Consider the following 25074-nt stretch of genomic DNA (forward strand, 5'->3'; position numbering starts at 1 on the left):
GCCAAGGACTTCGAACAAACCATCGCCTCAGCAACCGCCTGGCTGTTCATCGCATCAATCCAGCTCTTCACACGCCGTATCGCAAGAGCATGAAATTACACGAGATAGTTTTGAATCAGACTCTTAGGTTTTTGCACGAGGGGGATCATCCATGACATTTTTGAACAGAACAGGTCTTGGCTTTTTGGCGGCGGTCGCGGCGGCATCATCGGCCCCCGCCTTCGCTCAGGACGTTCCGTCAGGTCCGATTTCCGTTACCGGCGGCGTCGAACTGGTATCCGACTATCGTTTCCGCGGCGTGTCGCTCTCGGGTGGCGACGTGGCGGTTCAGCCGACGATCACGGTCAGCCATGACAGCGGATTCTATCTTGGCGCCTGGGGATCGAACCTGGAAGACACGCCGACCTATGGCGAGATCGAGGTCGATCTTTACGGCGGCTATGCAACCGAAATCGCACCCGGAACGTCGATCGATGTCGGGCTGACCTATTATTGGTATCCCGACGGCAAAAAGGCCGCGGGGCCGGCCGACTATTTCGAGGTCATTGGCAAATTGTCGCACACGCTGGGGCCGGTCGAGGCGACGGGAACCGTCGGCTATTCCTGGGATCAGTCGTCGCTTGGCGATGACGACAATCTGTATCTGGGCCTTGGCTTGTCGGCGGGAATTCCGAATACCCCTGTGACCCTTTCGGCCTCGGCGGGTTATACTGACGGAGCGCTCGGGGCCTTGGCGCCCGGCGGCAATTATTGGGATTGGTCGATCGGTGCGTCGGCCAGCTTTGGGCCGGTCACTGCCGGGGTCAAATATGTCGACACCGACATTCCGACGACGGGGGTGAAGGCGGTCGACAAATATTATGATTCGGGCGTCATTTTCTCGCTCGGTGTCTTTTTCTGATCGGAGCGGGGCCGCCGCCGCCGCCCCATTCTGGTCACGCATAGCACGGCCGGCGCGATAGCCGGGGCGCCTCCCTTGCGCGATACCGAGGGCGGTCATTTTATGTCACCCTGATGCCAGAAGGCATGGCCAATCTGTTGCAGATTTGTCGCAATGCGACATTTTGAAACATGGCGATGCTTTTTCAATTGTGCACCGCACAATTTTCGTCGACAAGAGTGACGCGCGGTCGGATCGGCACAAAGAGGTCGGACGCTTCGCAGCAGGCAGGGACGATCCGTTAGACTTGATAGGGATCAACCCATGAAACTTCTCTCCCGCACATGCCTCGGCATGTTCCTCGCCGTGTCGGCGATTCCCGCGACAGCCTTTGCCCAGGAAGAAAGCTCTGGTGATGGCATCACGATTTCGGGCAGCGCCGCCGTCGTCAGCGACTATCGTTTTCGCGGCTTCAGCCAGTCGAACGAAGAAGCCGCAATTCAGGGCGGCATCACCGTCGGTCATGACAGCGGCCTCTATGTTGGCACCTGGGGATCGAGCATCGGCTTTGCCAACGGCACCGAAATCGATGTCTTTGCCGGATATTCGACCGCGCTCACATCCGGCCTGACCGCCGATGTCGGGGCGACGCTTTATCTTTACCCCGGTGCGTCGAACAGCACGATCGTCGAACCCTATTTCTCCTTGTCGGGCGATCTTGGCCCGGCCTCGCTCAAGACAGGCGTGGCCTGGGCTCCCGGCGGTCAGGACTCGCTTGGCGGCGACAGCGGGGTTTATCTTTACACCGACGCCGGGGTCGCCATTCCCAGCACGCCCTTCACGCTCAAGGGCCATGTCGGTTACGCCAAAAGCGACAGCTTTCTGGGAGGCAGCGACGGCGATGTCTTTGACTATTCGGTCGGGGTCGAAACAAGCTGGAAGGCGCTGACGCTCGGCATATCCTATGTAAACACCGATGCGCCAAGGCTCGGTGGATACAAGGAATCGGTCGGCGCCGACGGGGCCGTTATCTTTTCGCTCGGCGCGTCCTTCTGACGTCGAAACGGGACGGCCCTTCTTCGGAAGGCGCCGTTCCGCTCCGGTTGGGGAGGCGGCAGACAGGAAGGGCGCGCGCGTGTAGCGGGGCATTGCTTTGCCTTGACCCGGCGCGCGAAGCATGAAAATTCTCCATCCTATCAAAGGATCGGAGATTTTCATGCCCCAGGCCGCGCCCGCCAAACCCTTACCAGCCGCCCCGACGGTGCGAAGCGAACGCAGTCCTGGTGCAAAGCTTGCGATTGCCGTGCTCATTGCCGTTGCGCTGATGGTGCCCTTGCTGATGGTTTATGGCCTGCTCTGGGACCGGCAACAACAGGCCGATACCGCGCGGGCGTCGATCGGGCAGGGGTGGGGCGGTCAACAGACGATAGCCGGGCCGGTGGTCGTCATTCCCTATCGCGACACCGACACAACCACCGTCAACGAAAATGGCAAGGATGTGACGCGGACAGTCAACACGATCCGCAACCTTTATCTGTCGCCGCTGTCGAACAGCGCCGATGTCACGATCAAGCCGGAACGTCGGAAAAAGGCGATCTACGATACCGTCGTCTATGAAAGCGAGGTGGTTGGAAGCGCCCGGTTCGAACTGCCCGACGACATCGCCCGCTATGGCGTTGCGCGCGATGCCCTGTTGCTCGACCGTGCCGAAGTGCGATTGGGTATCAGCGACGCGCGCGGCCTTGTCGACGGCAACCGCCTGACGGTGAACGGGACGGTGGTTCCGTTGCAGCCGGGCAAGGGCCTGCTGTCGACCGGAAATTCGGGAACCTTTGCCTTTGTCGACTGGACTGGTGCCGCGCCGATGGCGGTCACTTACAAGATTGCCGCGCGCGGGCTTGGCGATTTCCGTCTGATTCCGCGCGGGGTCGATACCCGCTGGACGATCAAGTCAAGCTGGCCGAACCCCAGTTTCGGCGGCGATTTCCTGCCCAAGCATAAAATTACGCCGCAGGGCTTCTCCGCGACCTATGCGATTCCGAACCTTGCGCTCGGTCAGGCGCAGGTGCTGACGGGGGACTTGTCGCCGCCCAGCAGCAATCCTTATGACGGACGCGGGGCGAGCTATGCGGTCGAAACGGTGGCGGCGGCCAATGATGGCGAGGTTTCGGGGGGCACGGCAAAGGCGGTCGCGATCAGTCTGGTCGAACCCGTCGACCTTTACAGCCAGGTGGACCGCAGCATCAAATACGGCTTTTTGTTCATCGGTTTCACCTTTGTCGCCTTTCTGATGTTCGACATCATTGCGGGGGCGCGGGTCGCGGCGGCCGAATATTTGCTCACTGGGGTAGCACTGGTGCTGTTTTTCGTGCTGCTGCTCGCCTTTGCCGAGGTGATCGGATTTACACCTTCCTATCTGCTGGCATCGGCAGCGATTATCGGATTGCTCGCAACCTACAGTGCGGCGGTGCTCAAAAGTTGGAAGCGGGCGCGTTTTCTGGCTGCCATGCTCGTCGGTCTCTACGCGCTGCTCTATGTGCTCCTCAACCTCGAGGCCTATTCGCTGCTCATCGGTTCGGTGCTGATGTTCGTCGCGCTCGCGGGGGTGATGTACATGACGCGGAACATCGACTGGAGCGGGATTGGAAAGAAGGAGCCCGAAACGGCCAGCTAGACATTCGCGGTCCGGCGATCGCTCCTCCGGCGCATGTTGCGGAGAAGCGGTCGCCGCCGCTATCGCCAGCGCAGATTGTCCCGCGACAGTTCGGCCAGGTTTTTCGCGCCCATCAGCTTCATGCCGCGTTCCATTTCGGCGCGCAGCAGCGCGATGGCACGGGCCACCCCGCCTTCGCCCGCCGCGGCGAGGGCATAAAGATATAATCTGCCGCCCGAACAGGCCTTGGCCCCGACCGACAGTGCTTTCAGGACATGGGTGCCGCGGGTGATGCCGCCATCGCAGATGACTTCGATGCGGTCGCCGACGGCATCGACAATTTCCGCAAGCGCGTCGAAAGGCGCAATGCTGCCGTCCAGCTGCCGTCCCCCATGGTTTGATACCATGATCGCCGTGGCGCCGATATCGACCGCGCGCCTGGCATCCTCGACCGAGGCGATGCCTTTCAGGCAAAAGGGGCCATCCCAGGCCTTGCGAATGGTCTCGGCGCGCTTCCAGTCCAGGCTCTGGTCGAGCATCGTGGTGAAATAGTCGGCGACCGACTTGGGCACGCTCGACCCTTCGGACACATGTGTCGCGAGGTTGGGCAGGCTGAACTTTTCGCGCAGCACATAGTTGAGGCCCCAGCCGGGCTTGATCGCATAGCTCAGCAGATTCGCGGCGGTGAAACGCGGCGGTGAGGTGAATCCCGAGCGGAGACAGCGTTCGCGATTGCCTCCGACGATCGTATCGACGGTCAGCGCGACGGCGTCGAATTTCGCGGCGCGGGCAGCCTCCAGCATCGCGTGATTCAGCCCGTCGTCCTTGTGGACATAAAGCTGGAACAGCTTAGGGCCGTTGGTCAGTGCACCCGCTTCGGCAAGGCTGACGGTCGCCAGGCTCGATATGCCGGCCATTATTCCGGCATCGGCTGCGGCGCGCAGCACCGCGCGCTCGCCCTGCCAGTGGAACAGCCGCTGGAGCGCGGTGGGCGACAGGAACAGCGGCATCGCCATCTTGCGCCCGAACAATGTCGTCTTCATGTCGATGCTTTCGACCCCGGCGAGGACGCGCGGAATAAGGTCGCAGGCGTCGAAAGCGGCCCGGTTGCGGCGGCGCGTCAACTCGTCATCGGCGGCGCCATCGATATAATCGAACACCGGCCAGGGCAGCCGCCGTTTGGCGAGCAGGCGAAAGTCGTCGATATTATGGCAATCGGTGAGTTTCATATCGGCCCCCTCATCCCCGGTCGTCGCGCGAACAGCGAAGCAAGCCGAGGCGATTTATGCAAGCGCGGGTTTGCGACGTCGTCGCGCGCCATATCGACGCGAACGGGTCAGAAGACGGTCCGCGCGGCCATCGTTCCTTTAGAGGAAAAGCTGAAACGCGGCTCGATCGCCAGGCTGGCATCCATTATATACGCCGCGACGCGCCGTCCGACCGCTGGCCCGTTCTTGAAGCCATGCCCCGATCCGCCGCCCACGAGCCAGACGCGATCCTGCCCCGGGAAACGGTCGATCAGATAATCGCCGTTCGCGCTGTTCTCATACTGACAAACCCGCCCGCCGATCAGCGGCGCATTCGCCAGGCCCGGAAAACGCCGGGCGAGATAGGCGCGGGCTTCCGCAATTCCCGCTGGTGTCAGCGTGCGTTCCATCGTGTCGGGATCGATGACGGGGCCGTGGGTGTCGAACGCGATCTTGAATCCGGCGCCTTCCAGATCGGGGATGCCATAAACGATCCGGCCATTGTTGAAATCGGCCCAGACCGGCAGTTCGGGCGGGGCAAAGCGCGTATCGCCCTGCGGCGCCCCGAAATGATAGACCTCCTGCCGTGTCGCCACGATCTTGTGCATCAGTTGCTGCGGAAATATCTCCGCGAGCCAGGGGCCGCAGGCATAGACCAGATGATCGGCGGTTCCTTCGTCGGGCAAGGTGTGGCGCTTTGTCCGCTTCAACAACAGGGGGGCGGGCATCACCACACGCTCGACTGCGACGCCTGCGTCGGCGATCACTTCCTGCACACCCCGCGCCGCGATCAGGGCGCCGCCTTCGGTTTCCAGCAATCCAGCCTCGCCCTGAAAAAACTGGATCTGGCGATATTTGTCCTGCAACCAGCGCACATCGCCCTGTTCATGGCCGATGCGGTTTGCCTGCAACCAGGCAAGCGATTGGGCGCTATGCGCATCGCCTTGCGGAGCGAACCACAGGACGCCCATATTGTGGAAGATCGGCGCGCTCGCGCTGTCCGACAATGCTTTCCACAAGGGCAGCGAATCGCGTGCCATCTCCGAATAGAGGGTGTCGGCGCCATAACCCATGCGCAGCACCCGGCTTTCGCCGCCGGACGACGCCCGTGCATGCCCCGCGCCATAGGCGTCGAACAGCCGGACTGTTTTGCCCGCGCGAACCAGATGCCAGGCGGTCCATGCGCCGAACACCCCGGCGCCGATGATGGCAACATCGACATGCTGAACCTTCGCGCGGGCCGGCTTGCGCTTTTTCGATCGGCGTTCGCGGCGCTCGGCGGCCGCTGCGGCCGCCGTGCCCGCGACGGGCAGGGCGGCCAGTCCGGCGATCAGTGCGCGGCGAGAGGGGGCGTCACCGGCCATCGTTGCCATTGGCGCCCTTTTTGTAATAGCGCGCGCCGCCAATCCAGGTTTCGAGCGGCACCAGGCGGCGAATTTCGGCGGGGCTGGCGAGCAGCGGGTCGCTTTCGATGATCAGGAAGTCGGCGCGCATTCCGGGCATCAGCGTGCCGATGCGATCCTCGGCAAAGCTTGCGAATGCGGCGGTGCGGGTAAAACCATCCAGCGCGGTTTCGCGGCTCACCGCTTCTTCGGGACGCCAGCCGCCGAACGGTTGGCCGTCGGGGTCGGTCCGCGAGATGGCGGCGGCGATGCCCGCAAATGGATCGGCGCTTTCGACGGGGACGTCGGACCCGAGCGCCAGGCGGGCGCCCGCCTTCTCCAGGCTGCGCCAGGCATAGGCGCCGGAAAGCCGGCTGGGGCCCAGCCGCGCCTCGGCCATCAACCGGTCCGACGTTTGATGGACCGGCTGCATCGAGGCAATGACCTTGAGTTCGGCAAAGCGCGGGATGTCGGCGGGGTCGATCACCTGCGCATGTTCGATGCGCCACCGTCGTTCGCCCGGCAGGTCGGCGGTCAGATCGGCGATTGCGGCCAGCGCCTCGGCATTGGCGGCGTCGCCGATTGCGTGGATCGCGACCTGGAACTTGTCCATCGAGGCGCGGACCATCTTGTTGCGCAGCTGCGCGGGGGTCAGCACAGGCAGCCCTCTTTCGCCGGCCGCGTCGGCATAGGGCGCCTTCAGCCAGGCTCCGCGCGATCCCAGCGCACCGTCGATAAACAACTTGACCCCGACCATGCGCAGCCGGTCATCATAAAGCCAGGGCGTGGGGCCGGGACCGGCGATTATCGCCATATTGTCGATGTCGGCGCCATAGCCCAGAATACGGACGATCAGTTGGTTCTTGTCGCCGGCGCGGCGAAAGGCCTGCCAATCCTCGATCGTGGTGCCCATGTCGGCGATCGCGGTAATGCCCTGTTCGATCAGCTTGCGCTGCGCCAGCAGCAAGGCCCGGTCGAGATCGCGGGCCAGGGGTTTGGGTTTGGCGGCGTCGATCAGGTCCATGGCCGCGTCGATGAAGACGCCGCTCGGCTTGCCCCCATCCATTTCGATGCGACCGCCTTCGGGCGATTTGCTCGCGGCGCTGACTTTCGCGGCGCTCATCGCCGCGCTGTTGGCCCAGCCGGCGTGGCCGTCCACACGATCAAGCCAGACGGGGCGGTCGGCAACCGCCGCGTCGAGGTCGGCCGCGGTCGGGAAACGGCCCAGACCCCATTTTTCCTGGTTCCAGCCCGAACCGATGATCCACGGCATCTCCGGATTGTCGGCGGCATATTGGCGGATCGCGGCCTGTGCCTCCGCGAGCGATCTTGTGTCGCTGAGATCAAGCAGCATTTGCTGAAAGCCCAGCCCCATGACATGGCCGTGCCCGTCGATCAGGCCGGGGATCAGCGTCCGGCCTTTGCCGTCCTCGCGGTAATCGGGACGCTCGGGGCGCTTGTCCTTGCGGTCGAGCAGTTGCTTGACCTTGCCGTCCTTGTCGATGACCAGGCCGGTGAAGCGGACCAGCTTGCCATCCTGATCAAGGGTGATACCGTTGACATTATCGACCAGCGTGTCGGCATAGGCAGGCGTGGCGACAAACAAGGCAAATGTCGCCGCAGTCAGAAACTTACTCTTCATTTAGGAAGCCTTTCGACAAGGACGCTCGTGTCCCGGCGGCCGTGGCCCATCGCCTGAACATCCGCATAAAATTGATCGACCAGTGCCGCGACCGGGGTGCTCGCGCCGTTCATCCGCGCCTCTTCCAGCGCCAGTCCCAGATCCTTGCGCATCCAGTCGACGGCAAAACCGAAATCGAATTCGCCTTTCGCCATCGTTCCCCAGCGGTTCAGCATCTGCCAGCTCGCGGCCGCGCCGCCCGAAACGGCTTCGAACACCTTGTCGGTGTCGAGGTCGGACGCCTGGGCAAAGCGCAGGGCTTCGGACAGGCCCTGCAGCACGCCGGCGATCGCGATCTGGTTGACCATCTTCGTCGTTTGACCGGCCCCGGCGCCGCCGATGTGGACGATGCGTCCGGCATAGGCGCGCATCACCGGCTCGGCCGCCGCAAAGGCGGTCTTGGTTCCGCCGCACATGATCGACAGCGTGCCCGCCTGCGCGCCCGATTCGCCTCCCGAAACCGGGGCATCGACGCTCAAGAGCCCCAGCGTTTCGGCCTCGACCGACAATTGCCGCGCGATGCGGGCCGAAACGGTCGTGTGATCGATGAACAGCGCGCCGCGCCGCATCGCTTTGAATGCCCCGTCGCGGCCCAGCGTCACCTGTGCCAGATCGTCGTCATTGCCGACGCACGACAGCACGGCATCGGCGTCGCGCGCGGCGTCGGCCGGGGTGGCGACCGCCGTGCCGCCGTGACTTCGGGCCCAATCCTCGGCCTTTGAACGGGTGCGGTTATAGACGGTGACGCTGTGCCCCGCCTTGACCAGATGGCCTGCAATCGGTCCGCCCATGACGCCGGTGCCGATGAAGCCGATGCGCAATTTTTGTTCACTCATGGCGTGTCCATAGCATTGTTTGCATCATGCGCTAGATCGGCTAGGGCCTCCCCGCTATGACCGAACAACCGACCCTGACCGACGCGGCCGATTTCCCGGCGATCTCACTCGACGATGTGCGCGCGGCGGCTGGTCGAATTAATGGCGCGGTGGTGCGGACGCCCACGCTCCATTCGCAGACGCTGTCCGCACTCGTCGGTGCAGACGTCTGGCTGAAATTTGAAAATTTGCAGTTTACAGCGGCTTACAAGGAACGCGGCGCGCTCAACGCCCTGTTGCTCCTTGATGCCGAGGCGAGGGCGCGCGGCGTGATCGCGGCGTCGGCGGGCAACCATGCCCAGGGCCTAGCCTATCATGGCAAGCGGCTCGGGGTGCCCGTCACCATCGTCATGCCCAGCACGACGCCGCAGGTGAAGGTATCGCAGACCGCAAGCCACGGTGCGCAGATCGTTCTGCATGGCGAAAAATTCGACGACGCCTATGCCCATGCGCGCGATCTGGAAAAAGAACGCGGGCTGACCTTCGTGCACCCCTTCGACCATCCGCATGTCGCGGCGGGGCAGGGAACGGTTGCGCTGGAGATGCTGGAGGATGTGCCCGATCTCGACACGCTGATCGTACCGATCGGCGGCGGCGGCCTGCTGGCCGGCATGGGCACGGCAGCGCGCGGGATCAAGAATGACATGCGCCTCGTCGGGGTGCAGGCCGAACTTTATCCCTCCATGTACGCCGAACTGAACGGCGTCGACATGGCGTGCGAAGGCGACACGCTGGCCGAAGGGATCGCGGTCAAGGAACCGGGGACTTACACCCGCAAGCTGGTCGCCGCGCTCAACGACGACATCGTCCTCGTTGCCGAACGGCATCTGGAACGCGCCGTCAGCCTGCTGCTCCAGATCGAAAAGACGGTGGTGGAGGGCGCGGGCGCGGCGGGGCTCGCGGCGATGCTCGCGCATCCGGAGGAGTTCAAGGGGCGCAAGGTCGGGCTGGTGCTGACCGGCGGCAATATCGATACCCGTCTGCTCGCCAATGTGCTGCTGCGCGATCTCGCGCGTTCGGGGCGCATCGCGCGGCTGCGCATCCGCCTCCAGGACCGCCCAGGCGCGCTGTTCAAGGTGATGAAGCTGTTCGACGAGAAACAGGTCAATATCATCGAAATCTATCACCAGCGCATCTTCACGACGCTGCCCGCCAAGGGGCTGATCACCGACATCGAATGCGAAGCGCGCGACCGCGAGCATCTCGACAGCCTGGTCGCCGCGCTGCGCGATGCCGGTTATATGGTGACGACGGTGGAGCTGGCGTAAGCGCCATTCACATCGTCATTGCGAGCGTAGCGACGCAATGCAGGGCGGTTTACGCACTGCTGGATTGCCGCGTCGCCTTTGGCTCCTCGCAATGACGAGGTTATTTGTGGCCAAGAGTTGGAGCTAGGCGAGCGACATGAAGAGCTTCACCCTCTCCCTCACCGCGACCCCCGACAGCATCGACGAGCTGGGGCATGTCAACAATGCCGTCTGGGTGCAGTGGATCCAGCAGGTGGCGACCGGCCATTGGGCCGCCGCGGCGCCGCAGGCGCACAAGGACGCCTATATCTGGGTCGTGGTGCGGCACGAGATCGATTATTTGCGCGCGCTCGGCCCCGGCGAGACGGTAACGGCGCGAACCTGGGTAGCCGACAAGCCGCAGGGTGCGAAATTCGACCGTTTCATGGAATTCACCGGCAAGGATGGCCGGGTCCATGTCCGCGCCCGCACCGTCTGGGCGCTGCTCGACAAGGCGAGCGGGCGGCCACTGCGCGTTACCGATGCGGTGGTGGCCCCGTTCCTGGGTTAGCGATTTGTCGGGAGCGGCAATATGCGTTCCTTCAGCGGGCGCTCTTCCAGTGCTTTGATCGTTTCGAGGATGACCGCGTGCAGATCGCCGGTTTCCTCGGCAAGCGTGCGATAGGCAGCGGCGATCGAGATGCTGCATTCCTCGATTCTGGCCAGTTGATCTTGGCCTTTTCCGGTCGGGCGCAGCAGCTTGCGCCGGGCATCCTGGGGGTCGGGATGCTGAGAGATCAGGCCGAGTTTCAGCAATGTCGGCAGCTTTTGTACGACAAGCTGATGCGAGTGTCCCAGCGCGCGCGCCAGGTCGGCGGGAGACGCCTCCCCGACCTTGACCAGGGCGGTGAGCAGCGAAACCGAGCGAACCGGGACGACGATGTCGGCTGCGCGAAAAACGTCGCGCGTCTGTTCTTCGATCCGAAGGCTGAGAAGCTCGCTCAGGCGGCCCAGGAAAGAAATATCGTCGAGTTCACTGGCGGGCATAGCTTTGGATCGTTCCGTCACGATTGAGGCGTTCGAGCGCGACGACCTTGCCCGCCTTGCGCGCAATGCGAAAGCGAAACTCGTCCACGCCTTCGACGGCGAACAGGTCGTTGCCCAGCGGCGCCAGCGCGAGGCGGAAGCGCTGCCGCCAGACATAGGATAAACCGCCGTCGATGATTTCGATCTTGCGTCCGTCGTAAGAGCCGGCGATCGCCTTGAGGTCGGAGGGTTGTAACGATTTGGGCGCGCCCGCCGCGATCAGCGGCTCCAGCCAGTCGGCATCGGCCTGTTTTGCCGGATCGGCCTTTGCCCGGTCGGCGAGCGCCAGCCGATATGCGAAACGCAGGGCATCGGCGGATGCGACCATATGGTCCGGCATGACCCCCTTTGCCTCGAAATCGCTATGATCGACGGGGTCGTGGATCTGCCCGATCGGCACCTGCACGAAAAAGTCGGTGGCAAAGGGTTTGCGATCGACCGGGTGAGCGCCGCCCGCCGTTCGTTCACCGATCAACGTTGCCCGCTTGAGCTTCTGGAGCGTAAAGGCGAACCATTCGGCCGCGGAAAAGGTCGTCGATCCGGTCAGCACGTAAACGGGCTTGTCGGTCAGGCGCTTCGCCGGGACGGCCGGAAGCACCCATTGGCCGCGTTCGATGCGGTTGCCGTCCTGATAATAGTAATAATCGAACAGTTCCTGGTCCTTGTTCCCGGCGAAAAGCTGGCTGGCCAGCAATTGCGCCATCTCCATGACGCCGCCATTGTTATAGCGCAGGTCATAGATGACCGCGTCGCTGTTCTCTATAAACCGCATCGCGGCGGCGGCCGTGTCATAGCCAAGGTCGGGGTCGGCAAAATGCGACAACCGGACATAGGCGATGTTGCCGTCGAGCCTTTGCAGGCCCGCAAAACCGAAATTATCCTTCTCGGCCGCGCGGCGCTCCTCGATACGGATCGCGGCGGCGCGTGCCGGATCCTGCCGTTCCCGATAATTGTCGGCAAAGGCGCGATCGACCCCGACGAAGAAATGCAGATCATGGCTTTCGGCCAGCAGGTCGTCGGTCAATTTTCTGGCCAGCGCCGCTTTGTCCTGTGCGGCGTCATAGTTTCCCGCGTCGAGGTTGCGGCGCAGGGTGGCGGCGATCGCTTCGGCTTTTTCCTGGAAGACATAATTGGCCTTCAGCGTTTCGCCAAGCTGCGCGACGATCTGCTGGCGATCGGCGGCCGTGAGCGCCGTTTCATTCGCGGCGGCTGCCGTCGCGAGCAGCAAAGGCGCCGCGAAAAACAGGGACATCATCGACGGTCTGCGCATGCCATTTCCTTGTCACATCATTTTGAACAATATATTGCGCAATATATTGTATAAATCGACATGGCAAGAGGGCGTGGCGAAAGGGAGCGCGCGCCATCCGCGGGCGCAAAAAAGGCGCGACCTTACGGGCGCGCCTTTTTGGGTTATCGGCGGCTGGGGCGGGCGTTTAACGCGCTGCCAGCCGAAGCTGCTGGGCGCGGGCGGCCCATTGGATATTCTCTCCGCCGCCCATGGCACGGATAAAGCATTGCTGCCCCTGTGCCTTGAGCTGACCGCACAGCTTTGTGGCATCGTTGCGATTGGCGAGGCCGTTGACCGTCAGGCGGTGAAAGGTCCGGCCGCCGACGACGGCGGCATGGCTCGACGCCGGATAGCTGGCGAGCATCGCATTGCGCTTTTTCAGCGTTCCCCATTTTTCCTTGGCGATGCCAAGGCTGTCATAGGCGCCCAGCTGGACGGCCCAGCCATTCGGATTTTTCGCGTCGAAGGCAAGCGCTTTGGGCAGGATGCTTGTCGCAAGTTCCAGAGCCTGCCGCTGCGCCGGACGAAGGCGTTCGCTGGCTTCGCCGGCCACACGCGGCGCCGCGCGATAGGGGGCTGCGTCGGCCAGGATGACCTCGGCCGCCGGTGCTGGTTGCGGCAGGTCGGTGACGGGCACTGCGCCATCGGCGCCGCGTTCGGGCATCGGCAGTTCGATGCTGCGGATTGCGCCGCCGGCGTCGGCCAGAACCGGCGGCGGCGGGGCAAAGGTTTCTACCGGCGCCGGGTCGGCGCTCGCGAGTTCCACCGCGGGGGCGGCATCGGCCATCTGGACGTCGGTGAAATTGCTCAGCGCAAGGCGGACCGGCATCCCCGCGTCGCCGGGCTGGGCGCGCGTGCCGATCAGGCTTGCGACACGGACATTCGCCTCGGGCTGTTCGGCGAGCTTCGACCATTCGATCATCCGCGCTTCGACCTTGTCGAGCGACAGATCCTGCGCGGCGAGCACGCGCGCCTGGGCCCAGCGACCCGAAAGGGCAAAGGCAAGGGCCAGATTCTGGCGGGTGCGCGCATCGGCCCCTTCCGTGCGGGCGGCCTCGGTCAGCACATAGACCGAGGCGTCGAGATCGCCTGCCAGCGCAAGCGCCAGGCCAAGATCGGCGGCGGGCAAGCTGTCGCGATGCGCGCTGAGCAGATCGACGGCGCTGCCCATCTGACCCTGGGCGATATGCGTCAGGGCGAGGGCGATGATGGTGTTGCCGTCGGCGGCGCCAAGTTGCATCGCTTCGCTCAGCGCGGTGCGAGCCGATGCGAAGCGCCCATCGTTCAGATACGCCTGGCCCAAAAGCGTGCGATATCCGGCGTCGCGCGGACTGGCCGATACGGTGGCTTCGGCCAGCGCGACGGCCTTTGCGGTCTTGCCCTGTTCCATCGCGGCGCGCGCCTTGTCGGCGGACTTCGATGCGGTTTCGGGCTTGCCCAGCATGTTGGAGGGCGCATTGGCCATTTTGGCCGTGCTGCACCCGGTTGCGGTCATGCCGATCGCAAATCCCGAAATGGCCAGTTTCATCAGCAGCTTGCTGTTCATGACATTCCCCCCTGTCGGTCTCAGTGCTGGTTCGTCTGTCGCGCCGGACGGGCGGCGGGCAGACGGCTTGCCATCGCGTCGATTTCGGGTAGCGAGGCCAGATAATCGTCGAGCAGGTCGGTCAGGATGACCTGAGCGGAGCGGTTGGTGACGGCGCTCGCCAACCGCAGCCGCAGGTGGCGTTCGGCGTCGAGACGCAATGTGAAGGCCGCCTTGTCGCGGGCACGCGGTGTCCGCTGCGCGCGCGGCGGCTTGGGTTCGGCGGCCGGGCGCTGCTCGACCTTGCGCGCCACGGCGGCCACACGGTCGATCAGCGATTCCTGCTGACGCACGATTTCAGGGACTTCGGGGACTTCGACCGCAAAGTCGCGTTCCTCGCCGAGCAGATCGGTCAGATCATGCCCGGAGCTGTCCTCGACCGCATGTTCGGCCTCTTCATTGTGCGCAAGCACCGATCCGGCGAGCAGCGGCTTCAGGTCGACCATGCGCGCCGTATCGCCCGACTGATCGGGATCGACGTCATAGCCCATGTCGTTCCAGCCGAGATCGTCATAGCCGAGCCCGGCCATCGGGGCGGGGCCGCTGCCCAGCGGCTGGCGGCGCATTGCGGGGCGGGCTCCGCCCTTGCGTGCGAGAAGACCGGCGCTCAGCGAAGCGAGGGGTTTGGGTTCACCCATGGTTCGTCCCTCCTTACTGGCCAGCGATGCGGCGGCCGAAACCGCCGCCCATCGGACGGACTGCGCCATAACCGGCCTGCGCCGGCATCGGGGCACTGAACACGGTGCGGCGGAAATTCTTTTCCAGCCGATCGTTGATATAGGTCCAAAGCTGGCGGACCTCTTCGGCCGAGCGGCCGTTGGGATCGACCTCCATCACGGTGCGCCCGTCGATCATCGATGCGGCATAGTCGGTGCGGTGGTGCAGCGTGACCGGGGCCACGGTGCCATGCTGTGACAAGGCGACGGCGGCTTCGCTGGTGATCTTCGCCTTGGGGGTCGCGGCGTTGACGACGAACACCAGCGGCTTGCCCGCACGCTCGCACAGATCGACCGTGGCGCCGACGGCGCGCAGGTCGTGGGGGCTGGGGCGCGTCGGCACGACGATCAGTTCAGCGACCGAGATGACGCTCTGAATGGCCATGGTGATCGCGGGCGGCGTGTCGATGACCGCCAGCTTGAAACCCTGTTGGCGCAGAATCTCGAGGTCAGAGGCAAGGCGGGCGACGGTTGTCTGCGCAAATGCCGGAAGATCGGTTTCGCGCTCGTTCCACCAATCGGCGAGCGAACCTTGCGGATCGATGTCGATGAGCACGACGGGACCGGCGCCTGCCAGTTGGGCTTGCACCGCCAGATGTCCCGACAAGGTCGTTTTTCCCGACCCGCCCTTTTGTGAAGCCAATGCCAAAACGCGCACTGTTTACCCCCTCGGAAGTCCAAATATCGGCGGGGGAATGCCATGCGGGCCGCTAAAATTGGGTTAACGATCCGAAAATCAGGGTAAACGCATCGCGCAAGATCGTGGTAAATCAATGCCTAACGCCATTCTGTGCCGATACGGGGCAAGTGCGGCGGTGCGGACGGCGTTGCTAACGCGGCGTTAGCCAATTTAGCCTAGGAGATCGGTGAGAACGGCCAGCTGGCACCGTCCGGCCGCCCGTCAATGGAGATTGAAGATGCGATCATTCCGTACCGCCACCCTGCTGGCCCTGCCGCTTGTGGCCTTGACGATGGCCGTCCCCGCACATGCCGATGTCAAGGCCGGGGTCGATGCGTGGCAAAGCGGCAATTATCAGGCTGCGGTTGCCGAATGGCGCCCGCTCGCGCTTGCGGGCGATCCCGACGCGCAATTCAATCTGGGACAGGCCTATAAGCTGGGGCGCGGCGTCCCGACCGATCTTGCCCAGGCCGAAACCTGGTATCGCCGCGCGGCCAAGCAGGGGCATTTGCAGGCACAGGATAATCTGGGCCTGATCCTCTTTACCGCGAACCGCAGGGAAGAGGCGATGGAATATATCGTCCGTTCGGCCGAGCGCGGCGAACCGCGCGCCCAATATGTGCTGGGCACGGCCCACTTTAACGGCGACCTTGCGGCCCAGGACTGGCCGCGCGCCTATGCGCTGACCAAGCGGGCGAGCGATGCCGGGCTGGAGATCGCCTCGGCACGGCTGGTACAACTCGACGGGTTGATCCCGCTCGAACAGCGCCAGCGCGGGCTCGCCCTGCTGCCCCAGATGGAAAAGGACGAGGCGCGCGCGCGGCTCGCCGCGGTCAACGCGGCGGCGCCGCCACCGGCTGCTGCGTCGCCGTCCTCGACGATCAAGAGCGCCAGCCTGCCTGCCTCCACACCCGGCACCAGCTATGCGCCGCCACCGGTCATTGCCCCTGCGGCACCGACAAGCCCGGTTGCGGCGACGGCCGCAAAGGCTGCGGCCGATGCGGCGGCTGCCGCTGCGGTCGCGTCCAAACCGGGGACCAGCTATGCACCGCCGCCGCTGCGTGGGCCGCTCCCGCCGGTCCAGGATTCCGTTGCCGTCCCGGCGGCCAAGGCGGCGCCTGCGACGGCGAAACCGGCGCCAGCGCCCGTGCGCGCCGTCGCGGCGGGGCCGTGGCGCGCGCAGCTCGGCGCCTTTGGCGTAGAGGGCAACGCCCGCAATTTGTGGAAGTCGCTCGAAAGAAAATATGCGATTGTTGCCGGGCGCGAACCGCTGTTGGTCAAAAGCGGCAAGCTGACCCGCCTTCAGGCCGGGGGCTTTGCCAGCCGCAAGGAGGCCGATGGTTTCTGCAGCACGCTGCGCAAGGGCGGCCAAGCCTGTCTGGTGATGGACAAATAGGGGCCTCGCAAGCGCCTGATCGGCCCGCCGCCTTTGCCTGCGGCCTTGCCTATTTCGACCCTGCCGCCTCGCGTTTCAGCCGCGCGGCAAGTGCCTTGCGCGACCGTTCGGCATAGGTGCGGCACGCGCCCGGCTGGTCGTTATAGCGCCCCGGACCGCTATTGTCGGGATGGGCCGAAACCAGAATGTCGCACGCCAGGCTGCGCATTCGGTTGTGGCTGCGGCCGAAACCGGCAACGATAGCGGCACTCGTCGGTGCGCTGTAAAGATAGCCTTCGCCCGATACGGGGTTCAGGCTGGATGCAAAGACGATCGAGCGGCACCTGCGCCCCTCGCACGATTGCCAACTCCAGCTCATGCTGCCCATCGTGTGGCCGGGGGTTGCCTGTGCCGTAATGCGCGTATTGCCTAGTTTCAGAATTTCGCGATCTTGCATCGCGCGCAGCCGTTCGACGGCCGGAAAGCGGCTGTCATAGGCAAGCTGGGGGTCGTCGGCGGCAAGGCGGCCGGTGCGCAGCGCCTCCACCCCGCGCGCGCTGGCCACCACGGTCGCGCCGGTGTCGCGGGCCAGGGCGGCCAAGCCGCCGGCATGGTCGAAATGCGGTTCGGTGCTCAGAATATATTTGATGTCTTCGGGTTTGAAACCGAGCGTACGGACGTTGGCCAGAATGGCGGGTGCGGCCTGCGGCATCGCGCCATCCACCAGTATCAGGCCGTCGCCGGTATCGATCAGCACGACGCTGAGCCCGCCGAACCCCACCAGATAGCTGTTGCCGAACAGCTTTTCCGGCGGTGCCGGGGCCAGCCATTCGGCGTTGCGGGAGGTTTCGATCGGCCGGGTCAACGGGTCGTCGGTCGCCGCCGGGCCCGCTGTCCATGCTGCGAGGACGGCAAAAATGGTCGCGATTTCCTTCATGGCTTGTCTCCCTTCGCCTTCGGGATGCCAAGGGTTCGTGCTGCCGACAAAGCATCATTTCTCGACAAAGGCATGAGTTTTATTCATATCTTGGCTATGGATCGTGCCCAGCTTCCCCTCAACGCCCTGCGGGCCTTCGAAGCGGCGGCGCGGCACCTGAATTTCACGCGGGCGGCGGTCGAACTATGCGTCAGCCAGGGTGCGGTGAGCCATCAGGTCGCGCAATTGGAGCAACGGCTCGGAACGCGGCTGTTCCATCGGCTGCCGCGCGGTCTGGCGCTGACCGACGAGGGGCATGCGCTTGTCCCCGTCCTGGCGGAGATGTTTGATCGGGTCGGCGCGACCCTTGACCAATATTCGGGCGGGCAGTTTCGAGAGGTGCTGAAGGTCGGCGTCGTCGGCACGTTCGCGACGGGTTGGCTGTTGCCCCGGCTCGACAGGTTCGCCCGGGCGCATCCGGCGGTTGATCTGCGTCTTTCGACCAATAATAACCGCGTCGACCTGGCCGGCGAGGCGCTCGATTTCGCGATCCGGTTCGGCGATGGTGCCTGGCACGGCACCCATGCCCAGCCGCTGCTCGCTGCGCCGATGGCACCGCTTTGCGCCCCGTCGGTTGCAGCCAGGCTACGCACGGCGGGCGACCTTGTTCATGAACATCTGCTGCGATCCTATCGAACCGACGAATGGGCCCTCTGGCTGGCGGCGGCCGGGGTTCGGATGCCGGTGTTGCGGGGGACGATGTTCGACAGTTCGGCGCTGATGGTTTCGGCCGCCGCTGCGGGGCTGGGGGTGGCGCTTGCGCCGCCCGCCATGTTCGCGCGCGAACTGGCGGCCGAGCAATTGGCGCAGCCCTTCGAACAGACGATCGATGCCGGTCGCTATTGGCTGACCAGGCTGATGTCGCGGACCGAAAGCGATGCGATGTGCCGTTTCCGCCTGTGGCTTGCCGACGAGGTGGAGCGCGTCCGATAGCCGCGGTCAGGCGTAGCCGACCCAGCCGCGCCAGGTGAAGGCGGCATAGAATTGCTCGATCCCTGTAAAGCCGGCGCGGCGCAGCACATCCTCATCCTCTTCGGGACTCAGCATGGCGACATGCGCGGCGACAGCGGCGCGGCCTTTGGCGACCTGCGCGGGATCGCCCCCCGATGCGATGGCAAAGGCGGCATAGCGGTCCAGCCAGCGCTCGCGTTGGCCCGCACCCTGCGGAAAGCTGCCGTGCGCGGCGACAAAGGGCGCGCCGGGTTTCAGACGCGCCCGGATTTCGGCGGCGGTGCGGATACGTTCTTCGGTTGGCAGAAAATGCAGCGTCAGCAGGCAGGTCGCACCGTCGAAAGGGCCGCGGGGCGCGTCGTCGATGACGCCTTCGATCAGGTCGGCGCGGTGCGCGTTCGCGCCCAGCACCCTGGCGGCCAGGTCGAGCATCGGCCCGGCAGGGTCCACCCCGGTAAAGCGCCAACCGGCATGCGCCTCCGCCATCGCCTTCAATTCGGCGCCGCCGCCTGCGCCAAGCACCAGAACCTGTCCGTCGACGGGGACGTGTTCGGCGAGCAACAGCCCGGTCATGCGGTGCAGGCCGTCGAGCCCCGGCACGAAACGGCGCGGCCCGTCGGTATAGCGGGCGACCGCGTCGGGATCGTTGAAGCTGTCGAGGAAATGCTGGGCGCCTTCAGTCATGAACATGCTCCTGTCGCACAAGGTTTCGCGCGGCCATGCGCGCGCGGAAATCGGCCGCCAGGGCGGCGAGCGTGACCTGCCCGAACCGGTCGAGCAACAGTGCCTCGGCCTCGCGGAAACCGTCGTCGAGCGCGGCGTTGACGGCCTGCTCGACAAGGCAGCCCGGCGCCTCGGTACGGTTGCCCATCGCCATCAGACGGGGGCGACCGATCGCGTCATAGACGTCGCGCATCGTGATAGCGCCAAGGTCGCACGCAATGGTCGATCCGCCCCCATGGCCCTTTTCGCTGCGGACGAGCCCCGCATCGCGAAGGCCGCCCAGGATGCGGCGAACCACCACGGGATGGGTCCGCATGGCCCTTGCCAGTTGCTCTGACGTCATGGGTGTTTCCCGTTCGGCCATGTGGAGCAGGACATGGAGCACGCCCGAAAGCCGGCTGTCGCGTTTCATGTAACTTTTAATAGTGCGTGAAACGCGATCGTCAACAGACAGGATTGACCGCCGAAGCCGGAGCGACTAGCCACGCTGGCGATGACCAACGACCGATCCACCCGATTCAAGGCGTATTGGCGCTCCTTTACATAGGAGCGGCATGGCATCACCTGTGACCATCGCCGCCGTGTTCGGACAGGCGAATGGTTATCCCATCACATCACCCATCCGGTCCCGGCGCGCGTATTTTGGAAGACGCGACATGACCGATACTTTGCTTGCCCTTTCGACAGAGCGCTGCCGCATTGCCCCGTTGCATGCCGACGACGCCTCGGCCCTGGCGGCGATCACCGACGAAACGGTGACGGCGCAAGTGCATTTCCTGCCTGCTCCCTTCACCGAGGCCGACGCCTGTGCGCTGATCGCCGGGTCCGGCGGCGGCGATGTGTTCCATGCCGTGCGCGACGGTCGGGACCGGCGGTTGAACGGGGTGATCGGGGTGCATCGCCGTGCGGGACGGGAATATGAAATCGGATACTGGTTTGCGGCTCACGCGCGCGGCCGGGGAATCGCGACAGAGGCGGTCGGCGCTGTGGTCACGGCGCTCGCGACGTCGCAGCCGGGATGTTCGATCGTCGCCGAATGTCATCCCGACAATGAACGCTCGCGGGCGTTGCTGCGCCGCATCGGTTTCGCCGCGACCGGTCGGCCGGGACAGCGCCCGGGCCGGATGACGATGGCGTGGCGCGCCGCGCCCGCCTATCGCATCGATGTCTGCTGAGCGGAATTCAGCCTCGGAAAGGCTTCGATAGAATTGACGCCAAATAAATATGATGGAAAGCAAAGGTTTTGCTCTATTGCGTGGGGTGGGCTTTGCGGTTCCTGATCATGATCGGGCTGATATTTGCCCTTGCAGGCTGTGTGACGCGGTTCGGCGGGGGCGAAGCCGGGCGGGGTTCGGATGTCGCCGCGACCAGAATACCGAACGCGGTGCGGGTGTTGCGCGAAGCCGACGGATGGAAAGCGCATTTTCACTTTTCCGACGACGCCGCGATCTGGGCGTTTCGGCGCTCGGCACTGCTGCGCAATGGGCAGCGGCCGTGGCGCCCCGCCAGCTGGGAGGTGCTGACCCCCGGCGTTCGCCTTGAACGCATCGGCGATTTCGATGCCTTTGTTGCCCGCGACGGGATTGTCCCGCGGCAGGTAACGATTCGCTTCCGGCCGCTCGCGGAGGATCTGATCGCCGATTATGACCCGGCGATCATTTTGTCCGATGGCCGCTTCGCGCTTTACGGCGGGCACTTTTCGGCTTTTCCTATGGATGCGCGCGCGACGCTGGCGGTCTTGTCCGAACCTGCCGATTATCCCACGCGCGTTGCCATGCGGGCTTCCGGCGTCCCGATGCTTTTCCATGGGCAAAGAGTGTTGGAGGTGGATGATGTGGGCGACAGCTATGTCTTTATCGGCGATGTGACCCTGACCCCCGAGGATCGGGTGGCGACGATATTGGACCCCGGCCTTCCCGATTGGATCATGGCTGATCTTCGCGACTACACGCCGAACGTCTTTCGCGCCTTCGCCGATCAGATGGGTCCGCACAAAAGCCACCGGCCGACGATCATCGCCAGCTGGGCCGGAACTAAATTCAAGGGGCACAGTACCGGGGGAAGTGTGTCGCCGGGGTTGATCACGATGCGTATCGAGGGCGAAGAATTGCTCAAGGTAACGCCCGCCTCCCTGCGGACGATGCGCTGGTTCATCGCGCATGAAGCCGCGCATTTCTGGCTAGGCGAAACGATCGGTTATACCACGCCGGACGATGCGTGGATTACCGAAGGCGGCGCTGATTACTTGGCCATGCGTTTCAGCGAGAGCACCGACCCCCATTACGACGCAGGCGCCTTCATCTCCAGTGCGCGCACCGACTGCGCGGTTTCGCTCAAGAAAGGCTCGCTGGCGGAGGCCCGGCGACGCGGCGACCAGCGCGCCTATTATGCGTGCGGAACGCTGTTCGCGCTGGCGGTCGACAGGGCCGGACGTGGGCGCGGCGAAACTTACCATGATTTCGTCCGTGGCCTGATCGAGTCCGACGCAGACCGAAAGGTGACATCGGCCGAATGGTTCGCGGCGGCGCGCAAATTTGGCGTGGCCGGACCGGCAATCGCGCGGATGCACGCGCTCGTTGCCGGAACGCCGGATGCGGCCGCGGCGATCGATGCGCTAATGGCGGTTGACGTTCAGCCGACCTCCTCGGTCAGCGCCTTGGCGATTGCGGCGACCGAGGTGGGGGCATAGGCAAAGCCCATGTGGCCGCATTCGACCTCGATCTGGCGGTCGCTTTCGTGCGGCTGGCCGCGCGCGCTGTTCACCGCGATCACGCCGTCATATTTCGACCACAGCGCGAAGGTCGGCATTTCGGGGCGCGGCGCGGGGTGGAAATCGATTGGCGGATTGTCGACTGGATGGCGCGCGATCAGATGATAGAGCCGCCACGCGCGGTTGGCGCGGCGCGAACCCGAAAAGGGCGAACCCAGCGTGACGACGCGGGCGACCTTTCCCGGATGATGCTTGGCATATTCGCGGGCATAGATGCCGCCGAGGCTCCACCCGACCAGCGCCGGGGCGCGGCCGGTGCGGTCGATGATCCACTGTACGCGGCTGTCGATCCGCTCGATGATGTCGGCGGTTGCGCCGCGGTTGAAGCCAAGGCCCCAGGCATAGCAGCGAAAACCGGCGCGGCGCAGGTCGGCGCGCAACGCCTTGGTCGCCCAGTCGCCCGACAGGAAACCGGGCAGCACCATCACCGGCGGATGCGCGCTGTCGGGATTGGGTTCGGGCGGCATCGGCCGGATGCGCCCGGAAACCGCCCGCAACAGCGCGCCCGCCTCGCGCCACAACAGCCCCAGCCGCGGCGGCGCGTCGGGGTCGGGCACATGCGCCGGCCATTCGGCGCGGCGCGAAAGAAAGGCGCGGATCACCGGCCTTTCGTCACCGCTTCGGCACCAGCTTGACCAGCTTGCCTTCCTTGCCGTCGGTCAGCAGCCAGACGCTGCCGTCCTCGCGGACCTCGACCTCGCGAACGCGGGTGCTGAAGTCCCAGCGATCGGCCTTGTGCAGGCGGTCGCCATCGATACGCGCCCGCACCAGGCCTTCGCCGCCCAGGGCGCCCATCAGCAGGCTGTTCTTCCAGCCGGGGTAAAGGTCGCCGCCATAATAGGCGAGCCCGCCGGGCGAAACGGCGGGGTTCCACCACAATTTGGGTGCGGCGAATTCGGGGCGGGTCGGATGGTCGGGAATATCCCTGCCGTCATAATGATCGCCGTTCGAAACGATGGGATAGCCATAGTTGGCGCCGCGCTCGACCAGGTTGATTTCGTCGCCGCCCTTGGGGCCCATTTCCTGATTCCACAGCCGTCCTTCCTTGTCGAAGGTCAGGCCCAGAATATTCCGATGCCCCAGCGACCATATCTGTGCGGTTACGCCGCCCTTTCCGGCAAAGGGATTGTCGGCGGGGATGCTGCCGTCGGGGTTCAGCCGGACGATCTTGCCCAGATTGGCGTTCATATCCTGCGCTGGGTCGAATTTCTGCCGTTCGCCCGATCCAATGAACAGGTATCGGCCATCGGGCGAAAAGGCCAGGCGATGCGAATAATGGCCGCGCCCCGTGACCTTGGGGCTTTGCGTCCAGATTGTCGTCAGTCCCTCGACCCGCGGAGCTTCGCCCAGCACCAGCTTTCCGCGCCCGACGATCGCGCCATAGGTGCCGTCCGGGCCAGGCTCGACCCAGCTCAGATAGATGATGCCGCTGGTGGCGAAATCCGGCGCCAGAATGACGTCGCCGAAGCCGCCCTGGCCGCCATAGGCGACCGAAGGAACGCCCGCGACGTCCAGTGTCGTGCCGCCTTCCTGCCACAGCTTGAGCTTGCCTGCCTTTTCGGTCACGAGCGCCAGCCGCGTGCCGGGCAGAAAGGTCATCGCCCAGGGTTCGTCGAAACCGGCGACCTCTTGCACCGTAAACGGCGCACTGGCGAGCGGCGCGGCCGGATGCTCGCCCGAAGCATCGAGCGCCTTGCTATCAGCCGGTGCGGCGTTGCTGGTCGTGCCGGCCGAACAGGCCGCGACCAGCATCGCGGCCGACAGGGTAAGCGCGGAGGGTTTTTTCATCGAATAGCTCGCTTTGCTGGGGGGATGGTCGTCCGCCAATCTGGCGTGCGCGTGCCGCAAAGTCGAGAGGGATGGGAAAGAAGGCGTCAGCTGCTGGCCGCCTCGCGCCGCGCGGTGATGGTTTCGACGCTGTCCATGATGGCGTCGATCGCATCGCTTGCCGCTGGCGCGTCGGCGCGCTTCTGGGAAAACTGCCCCCGCGCCATGATATCCTCCAGCGCGGTGCGCGCGCGCGACACGCGGCTCTTCATCGTGCCGAGCGCGCAGTCGCAGATGCTCGCTGCCTCCTCATAGGACAGGCCGCCCGCACCGACCAGGATCAACGCCTCGCGCTGGTCCTGCGGCAATTCCATCAAACCGCGCTGAAGGTCGGCCATCTCGCCCGAATCTTCCTGCGACGCGGGGGTCGACAGGGTGCGTTCGACCACGGCCTCGTCATAATCGCCGCGAAACTTGTTGCGGCGCATCTGCGACAAAAAGGTGTTGCGCAGGATCACGAAGGTCCAGGCCTTGATCGATGTGCCGCGTTCGAACCGCTCGCGCGAGGCCCAGGCCTTGACCATGGTGTCCTGCGTCAGATCGTCGGCAAGGTCGGGGTTGCCCGACAGGCTGCGGCCATAGGCGCGCAGGTGCGGGATCACTCCGGCCAGAAGCGCCTTGAATTCATTGTCCGACAGGCTGCTGTCGTCCGGTTGCAGCGGCGCTGCGGAGGTGCGGGCCATTATTGTTCGGCACTTTTCTGATCGAGTTGGGACAGCAGATCGAGCATCTGGTCGGGAAGTTTTTCCGCGACGATATTGCCATAGATCATGCGCAATTTGGCGCTTACCGGCTCGGGCGATTGCCGTCCGGTCAGCGTGCGGTGCCACTCATCGCCGCCGGTTCCGGGAAAGCTTCCCTGCGACGTGCGTGGCGTATCGGGGCCCCGCGGGGGGCGGCGATCGCCATTCATCCTGTCATTGCCGTGCGTTGCCATGTCGAAGCAACGAGGAAAGGCCCGGCAAGTTCCCACCATCGGTCTTTTTTCGAAATTGAGCGTTGCTTATCGGCCACACCCTGCGCACTAGGCCGTGTTGACAAAAGGGATTCCCAAACCGGCCTTGTTCTGATTCAAGACTGCTTTTTGAGGAGCAGTCATGGGTCGCGGGGATTTGTCGGATGCGGAGTGGGAACTGATCGGGCCGCTGCTG

Annotated in this window: 25 protein-coding genes and 1 pseudogene; 10 read left to right on the top strand and 16 right to left on the bottom strand. The window is 64.5% G+C overall.

The features are described 5' to 3' along the window. The 4 genes and pseudogenes from U0S50_RS18355 to creD form a co-directional block, all read left to right on the top strand. Positions 1-93: pseudogene (locus U0S50_RS18355) on the top strand (IS5/IS1182 family transposase); the annotation flags it as partial. A 58-nt stretch (positions 94-151) separates the two neighbouring features. After that, the gene (locus U0S50_RS18360; protein WP_322310066.1) at positions 152-901 is read left to right on the top strand and encodes a TorF family putative porin; all 750 of its coding nucleotides are present in this window, start codon (positions 152-154) and stop codon (positions 899-901) included. A gap of 303 nt (positions 902-1204) precedes the next feature. After that, on the top strand, positions 1205-1936 hold the full coding sequence (locus U0S50_RS18365) for a TorF family putative porin (protein ID WP_322310067.1): 732 nt from the start codon (positions 1205-1207) through the stop codon (positions 1934-1936). Between the two features lie 160 nt (positions 1937-2096). Continuing rightward, positions 2097-3554, top strand: coding sequence for a cell envelope integrity protein CreD (gene creD, locus U0S50_RS18370; RefSeq protein WP_322310068.1), 1458 nt, complete (start codon positions 2097-2099; stop codon positions 3552-3554). 59 nt (positions 3555-3613) lie between these two features. On the opposite strand, the gene U0S50_RS18375 is transcribed toward creD, so the two are convergent. The 4 genes from U0S50_RS18375 to U0S50_RS18390 form a co-directional block, all read right to left on the bottom strand. Continuing rightward, a complete protein-coding gene (locus U0S50_RS18375) occupies positions 3614-4762 on the bottom strand; it encodes an alpha-hydroxy acid oxidase (protein WP_322310069.1) in 1149 nt (382 codons plus the stop codon). Positions 4763-4869: 107 nt separating this feature from the next. Continuing rightward, complete coding sequence (locus U0S50_RS18380; protein WP_322310070.1) at positions 4870-6153, bottom strand: FAD-dependent oxidoreductase; 1284 nt, start codon at positions 6151-6153, stop codon at positions 4870-4872. Continuing rightward, complete coding sequence (locus tag U0S50_RS18385) at positions 6134-7804, bottom strand: amidohydrolase (RefSeq protein WP_322310071.1); 1671 nt, start codon at positions 7802-7804, stop codon at positions 6134-6136. Before U0S50_RS18385 ends, U0S50_RS18380 begins: the two co-directional genes overlap by 20 nt. Continuing rightward, positions 7801-8679, bottom strand: a complete 879-nt coding sequence (locus U0S50_RS18390) for an NAD(P)-dependent oxidoreductase (RefSeq protein WP_322310072.1) — start codon at positions 8677-8679, stop codon at positions 7801-7803. Before U0S50_RS18390 ends, U0S50_RS18385 begins: the two co-directional genes overlap by 4 nt. A 56-nt stretch (positions 8680-8735) precedes the next feature. Here U0S50_RS18390 and U0S50_RS18395 point away from each other — a divergent pair, with 56 nt between their 5' ends. Then, on the top strand, positions 8736-9986 hold the full coding sequence (locus tag U0S50_RS18395; protein WP_322310073.1) for a threonine ammonia-lyase: 1251 nt from the start codon (positions 8736-8738) through the stop codon (positions 9984-9986). 136 nt (positions 9987-10122) lie between these two features. Further along, positions 10123-10515 carry an acyl-CoA thioesterase gene (locus U0S50_RS18400; protein WP_322310074.1) on the top strand — a complete coding sequence of 131 codons (393 nt, stop codon included), beginning with the start codon at positions 10123-10125 and terminating at the stop codon, positions 10513-10515. Here the strand turns inward: U0S50_RS18400 and U0S50_RS18405 are convergent. The 5 genes from U0S50_RS18405 to U0S50_RS18425 form a co-directional block, all read right to left on the bottom strand. Further along, a complete protein-coding gene (locus tag U0S50_RS18405) occupies positions 10512-10991 on the bottom strand; it encodes a MarR family winged helix-turn-helix transcriptional regulator (RefSeq protein WP_322310075.1) in 480 nt (159 codons plus the stop codon). The two genes, U0S50_RS18400 and U0S50_RS18405, sit on opposite strands and share 4 nt — an antisense overlap. After that, positions 10978-12300, bottom strand: a complete 1323-nt coding sequence (locus U0S50_RS18410) for a S41 family peptidase (protein ID WP_322310076.1) — start codon at positions 12298-12300, stop codon at positions 10978-10980. The genes U0S50_RS18405 and U0S50_RS18410 overlap by 14 nt, the downstream gene beginning before the upstream one ends. Positions 12301-12466: 166 nt before the next feature. Next, positions 12467-13867 carry an SPOR domain-containing protein gene (locus U0S50_RS18415; protein WP_322310077.1) on the bottom strand — a complete coding sequence of 467 codons (1401 nt, stop codon included), beginning with the start codon at positions 13865-13867 and terminating at the stop codon, positions 12467-12469. Positions 13868-13887: 20 nt separating this feature from the next. Continuing rightward, a complete protein-coding gene (locus U0S50_RS18420; RefSeq protein WP_322310078.1) occupies positions 13888-14544 on the bottom strand; it encodes a hypothetical protein in 657 nt (218 codons plus the stop codon). Positions 14545-14557: 13 nt separating this feature from the next. Next, the gene (locus tag U0S50_RS18425; protein WP_322310079.1) at positions 14558-15280 is read right to left on the bottom strand and encodes a ParA family protein; all 723 of its coding nucleotides are present in this window, start codon (positions 15278-15280) and stop codon (positions 14558-14560) included. Positions 15281-15539: 259 nt separating this feature from the next. Between U0S50_RS18425 and U0S50_RS18430 the strand changes: the two genes are divergently transcribed. Beyond that, positions 15540-16697: an SPOR domain-containing protein gene (locus U0S50_RS18430; protein WP_322310080.1), complete on the top strand. Its 1158-nt coding sequence runs from the start codon at positions 15540-15542 to the stop codon at positions 16695-16697. 49 nt (positions 16698-16746) lie between these two features. Here the strand turns inward: U0S50_RS18430 and bla are convergent, their stop codons facing one another. Further along, entirely contained in the window at positions 16747-17613 is an 867-nt protein-coding gene (gene bla / locus U0S50_RS18435; protein WP_322310081.1) for a subclass B3 metallo-beta-lactamase, read from the bottom strand. A gap of 96 nt (positions 17614-17709) precedes the next feature. On the opposite strand from bla, the gene U0S50_RS18440 reads away from it, so the two are divergent. Further along, positions 17710-18585, top strand: coding sequence for a LysR family transcriptional regulator (locus U0S50_RS18440; protein ID WP_322310090.1), 876 nt, complete (start codon positions 17710-17712; stop codon positions 18583-18585). 6 nt (positions 18586-18591) lie between these two features. On the opposite strand, the gene U0S50_RS18445 is transcribed toward U0S50_RS18440, so the two are convergent. Both U0S50_RS18445 and U0S50_RS18450 read right to left on the bottom strand, forming a co-directional pair. After that, on the bottom strand, positions 18592-19287 hold the full coding sequence (locus U0S50_RS18445) for a class I SAM-dependent methyltransferase (protein ID WP_322310082.1): 696 nt from the start codon (positions 19285-19287) through the stop codon (positions 18592-18594). Further along, complete coding sequence (locus tag U0S50_RS18450) at positions 19280-19738, bottom strand: Rrf2 family transcriptional regulator (RefSeq protein ID WP_322310083.1); 459 nt, start codon at positions 19736-19738, stop codon at positions 19280-19282. Before U0S50_RS18450 ends, U0S50_RS18445 begins: the two co-directional genes overlap by 8 nt. A gap of 244 nt (positions 19739-19982) precedes the next feature. Here U0S50_RS18450 and U0S50_RS18455 point away from each other — a divergent pair, with 244 nt between their 5' ends. Continuing rightward, a complete protein-coding gene (locus tag U0S50_RS18455; RefSeq protein WP_322310084.1) occupies positions 19983-20501 on the top strand; it encodes a GNAT family N-acetyltransferase in 519 nt (172 codons plus the stop codon). A 92-nt stretch (positions 20502-20593) separates the two neighbouring features. Next, positions 20594-22015: a M1 family aminopeptidase gene (locus tag U0S50_RS18460; RefSeq protein ID WP_322310085.1), complete on the top strand. Its 1422-nt coding sequence runs from the start codon at positions 20594-20596 to the stop codon at positions 22013-22015. Here the strand turns inward: U0S50_RS18460 and U0S50_RS18465 are convergent. The 4 genes from U0S50_RS18465 to U0S50_RS18480 form a co-directional block, all read right to left on the bottom strand. After that, positions 21958-22698 carry an esterase/lipase family protein gene (locus U0S50_RS18465; RefSeq protein WP_322310086.1) on the bottom strand — a complete coding sequence of 247 codons (741 nt, stop codon included), beginning with the start codon at positions 22696-22698 and terminating at the stop codon, positions 21958-21960. The two genes, U0S50_RS18460 and U0S50_RS18465, sit on opposite strands and share 58 nt — an antisense overlap. A 10-nt stretch (positions 22699-22708) precedes the next feature. Further along, a complete protein-coding gene (locus U0S50_RS18470) occupies positions 22709-23884 on the bottom strand; it encodes a PQQ-dependent sugar dehydrogenase (protein WP_322310087.1) in 1176 nt (391 codons plus the stop codon). A gap of 86 nt (positions 23885-23970) precedes the next feature. Further along, positions 23971-24606 carry a sigma-70 family RNA polymerase sigma factor gene (locus U0S50_RS18475; RefSeq protein WP_322310088.1) on the bottom strand — a complete coding sequence of 212 codons (636 nt, stop codon included), beginning with the start codon at positions 24604-24606 and terminating at the stop codon, positions 23971-23973. Further along, positions 24606-24836 carry a NepR family anti-sigma factor gene (locus U0S50_RS18480; RefSeq protein ID WP_322310089.1) on the bottom strand — a complete coding sequence of 77 codons (231 nt, stop codon included), beginning with the start codon at positions 24834-24836 and terminating at the stop codon, positions 24606-24608. Before U0S50_RS18480 ends, U0S50_RS18475 begins: the two co-directional genes overlap by 1 nt. Positions 24837-25074 lie beyond the last annotated feature (238 nt).

It is taken from the genome of Sphingopyxis sp., from assembly GCF_034380315.1.
In the GTDB taxonomy this organism is placed as follows: Bacteria; Pseudomonadota; Alphaproteobacteria; order Sphingomonadales; family Sphingomonadaceae; genus Sphingopyxis.

Coding starts and splice junctions, on each gene's coding strand:
- U0S50_RS18415 (WP_322310077.1), bottom strand. CDS start 13,867: ATGAACAGCAAGCTGCTGATGAAACTGGCCATTTCGGGATTTGCGATC.
- U0S50_RS18390 (WP_322310072.1), bottom strand. CDS start 8,679: ATGAGTGAACAAAAATTGCGCATCGGCTTCATCGGCACCGGCGTCATG.
- U0S50_RS18430 (WP_322310080.1), top strand. CDS start 15,540: ATGCGATCATTCCGTACCGCCACCCTGCTGGCCCTGCCGCTTGTGGCC.
- U0S50_RS18365 (WP_322310067.1), top strand. CDS start 1,205: ATGAAACTTCTCTCCCGCACATGCCTCGGCATGTTCCTCGCCGTGTCG.
- bla (WP_322310081.1), bottom strand. CDS start 17,613: ATGAAGGAAATCGCGACCATTTTTGCCGTCCTCGCAGCATGGACAGCG.
- U0S50_RS18410 (WP_322310076.1), bottom strand. CDS start 12,300: ATGCGCAGACCGTCGATGATGTCCCTGTTTTTCGCGGCGCCTTTGCTG.
- U0S50_RS18480 (WP_322310089.1), bottom strand. CDS start 24,836: ATGAATGGCGATCGCCGCCCCCCGCGGGGCCCCGATACGCCACGCACG.
- U0S50_RS18375 (WP_322310069.1), bottom strand. CDS start 4,762: ATGAAACTCACCGATTGCCATAATATCGACGACTTTCGCCTGCTCGCC.
- U0S50_RS18450 (WP_322310083.1), bottom strand. CDS start 19,738: ATGAAACGCGACAGCCGGCTTTCGGGCGTGCTCCATGTCCTGCTCCAC.
- U0S50_RS18475 (WP_322310088.1), bottom strand. CDS start 24,606: ATGGCCCGCACCTCCGCAGCGCCGCTGCAACCGGACGACAGCAGCCTG.
- U0S50_RS18360 (WP_322310066.1), top strand. CDS start 152: ATGACATTTTTGAACAGAACAGGTCTTGGCTTTTTGGCGGCGGTCGCG.
- U0S50_RS18470 (WP_322310087.1), bottom strand. CDS start 23,884: ATGAAAAAACCCTCCGCGCTTACCCTGTCGGCCGCGATGCTGGTCGCG.
- U0S50_RS18455 (WP_322310084.1), top strand. CDS start 19,983: ATGACCGATACTTTGCTTGCCCTTTCGACAGAGCGCTGCCGCATTGCC.
- U0S50_RS18380 (WP_322310070.1), bottom strand. CDS start 6,153: ATGGCAACGATGGCCGGTGACGCCCCCTCTCGCCGCGCACTGATCGCC.
- U0S50_RS18395 (WP_322310073.1), top strand. CDS start 8,736: ATGACCGAACAACCGACCCTGACCGACGCGGCCGATTTCCCGGCGATC.
- U0S50_RS18385 (WP_322310071.1), bottom strand. CDS start 7,804: ATGAAGAGTAAGTTTCTGACTGCGGCGACATTTGCCTTGTTTGTCGCC.
- U0S50_RS18420 (WP_322310078.1), bottom strand. CDS start 14,544: ATGGGTGAACCCAAACCCCTCGCTTCGCTGAGCGCCGGTCTTCTCGCA.
- creD (WP_322310068.1), top strand. CDS start 2,097: ATGCCCCAGGCCGCGCCCGCCAAACCCTTACCAGCCGCCCCGACGGTG.
- U0S50_RS18445 (WP_322310082.1), bottom strand. CDS start 19,287: ATGACTGAAGGCGCCCAGCATTTCCTCGACAGCTTCAACGATCCCGAC.
- U0S50_RS18400 (WP_322310074.1), top strand. CDS start 10,123: ATGAAGAGCTTCACCCTCTCCCTCACCGCGACCCCCGACAGCATCGAC.
- U0S50_RS18440 (WP_322310090.1), top strand. CDS start 17,710: ATGGATCGTGCCCAGCTTCCCCTCAACGCCCTGCGGGCCTTCGAAGCG.
- U0S50_RS18405 (WP_322310075.1), bottom strand. CDS start 10,991: ATGCCCGCCAGTGAACTCGACGATATTTCTTTCCTGGGCCGCCTGAGC.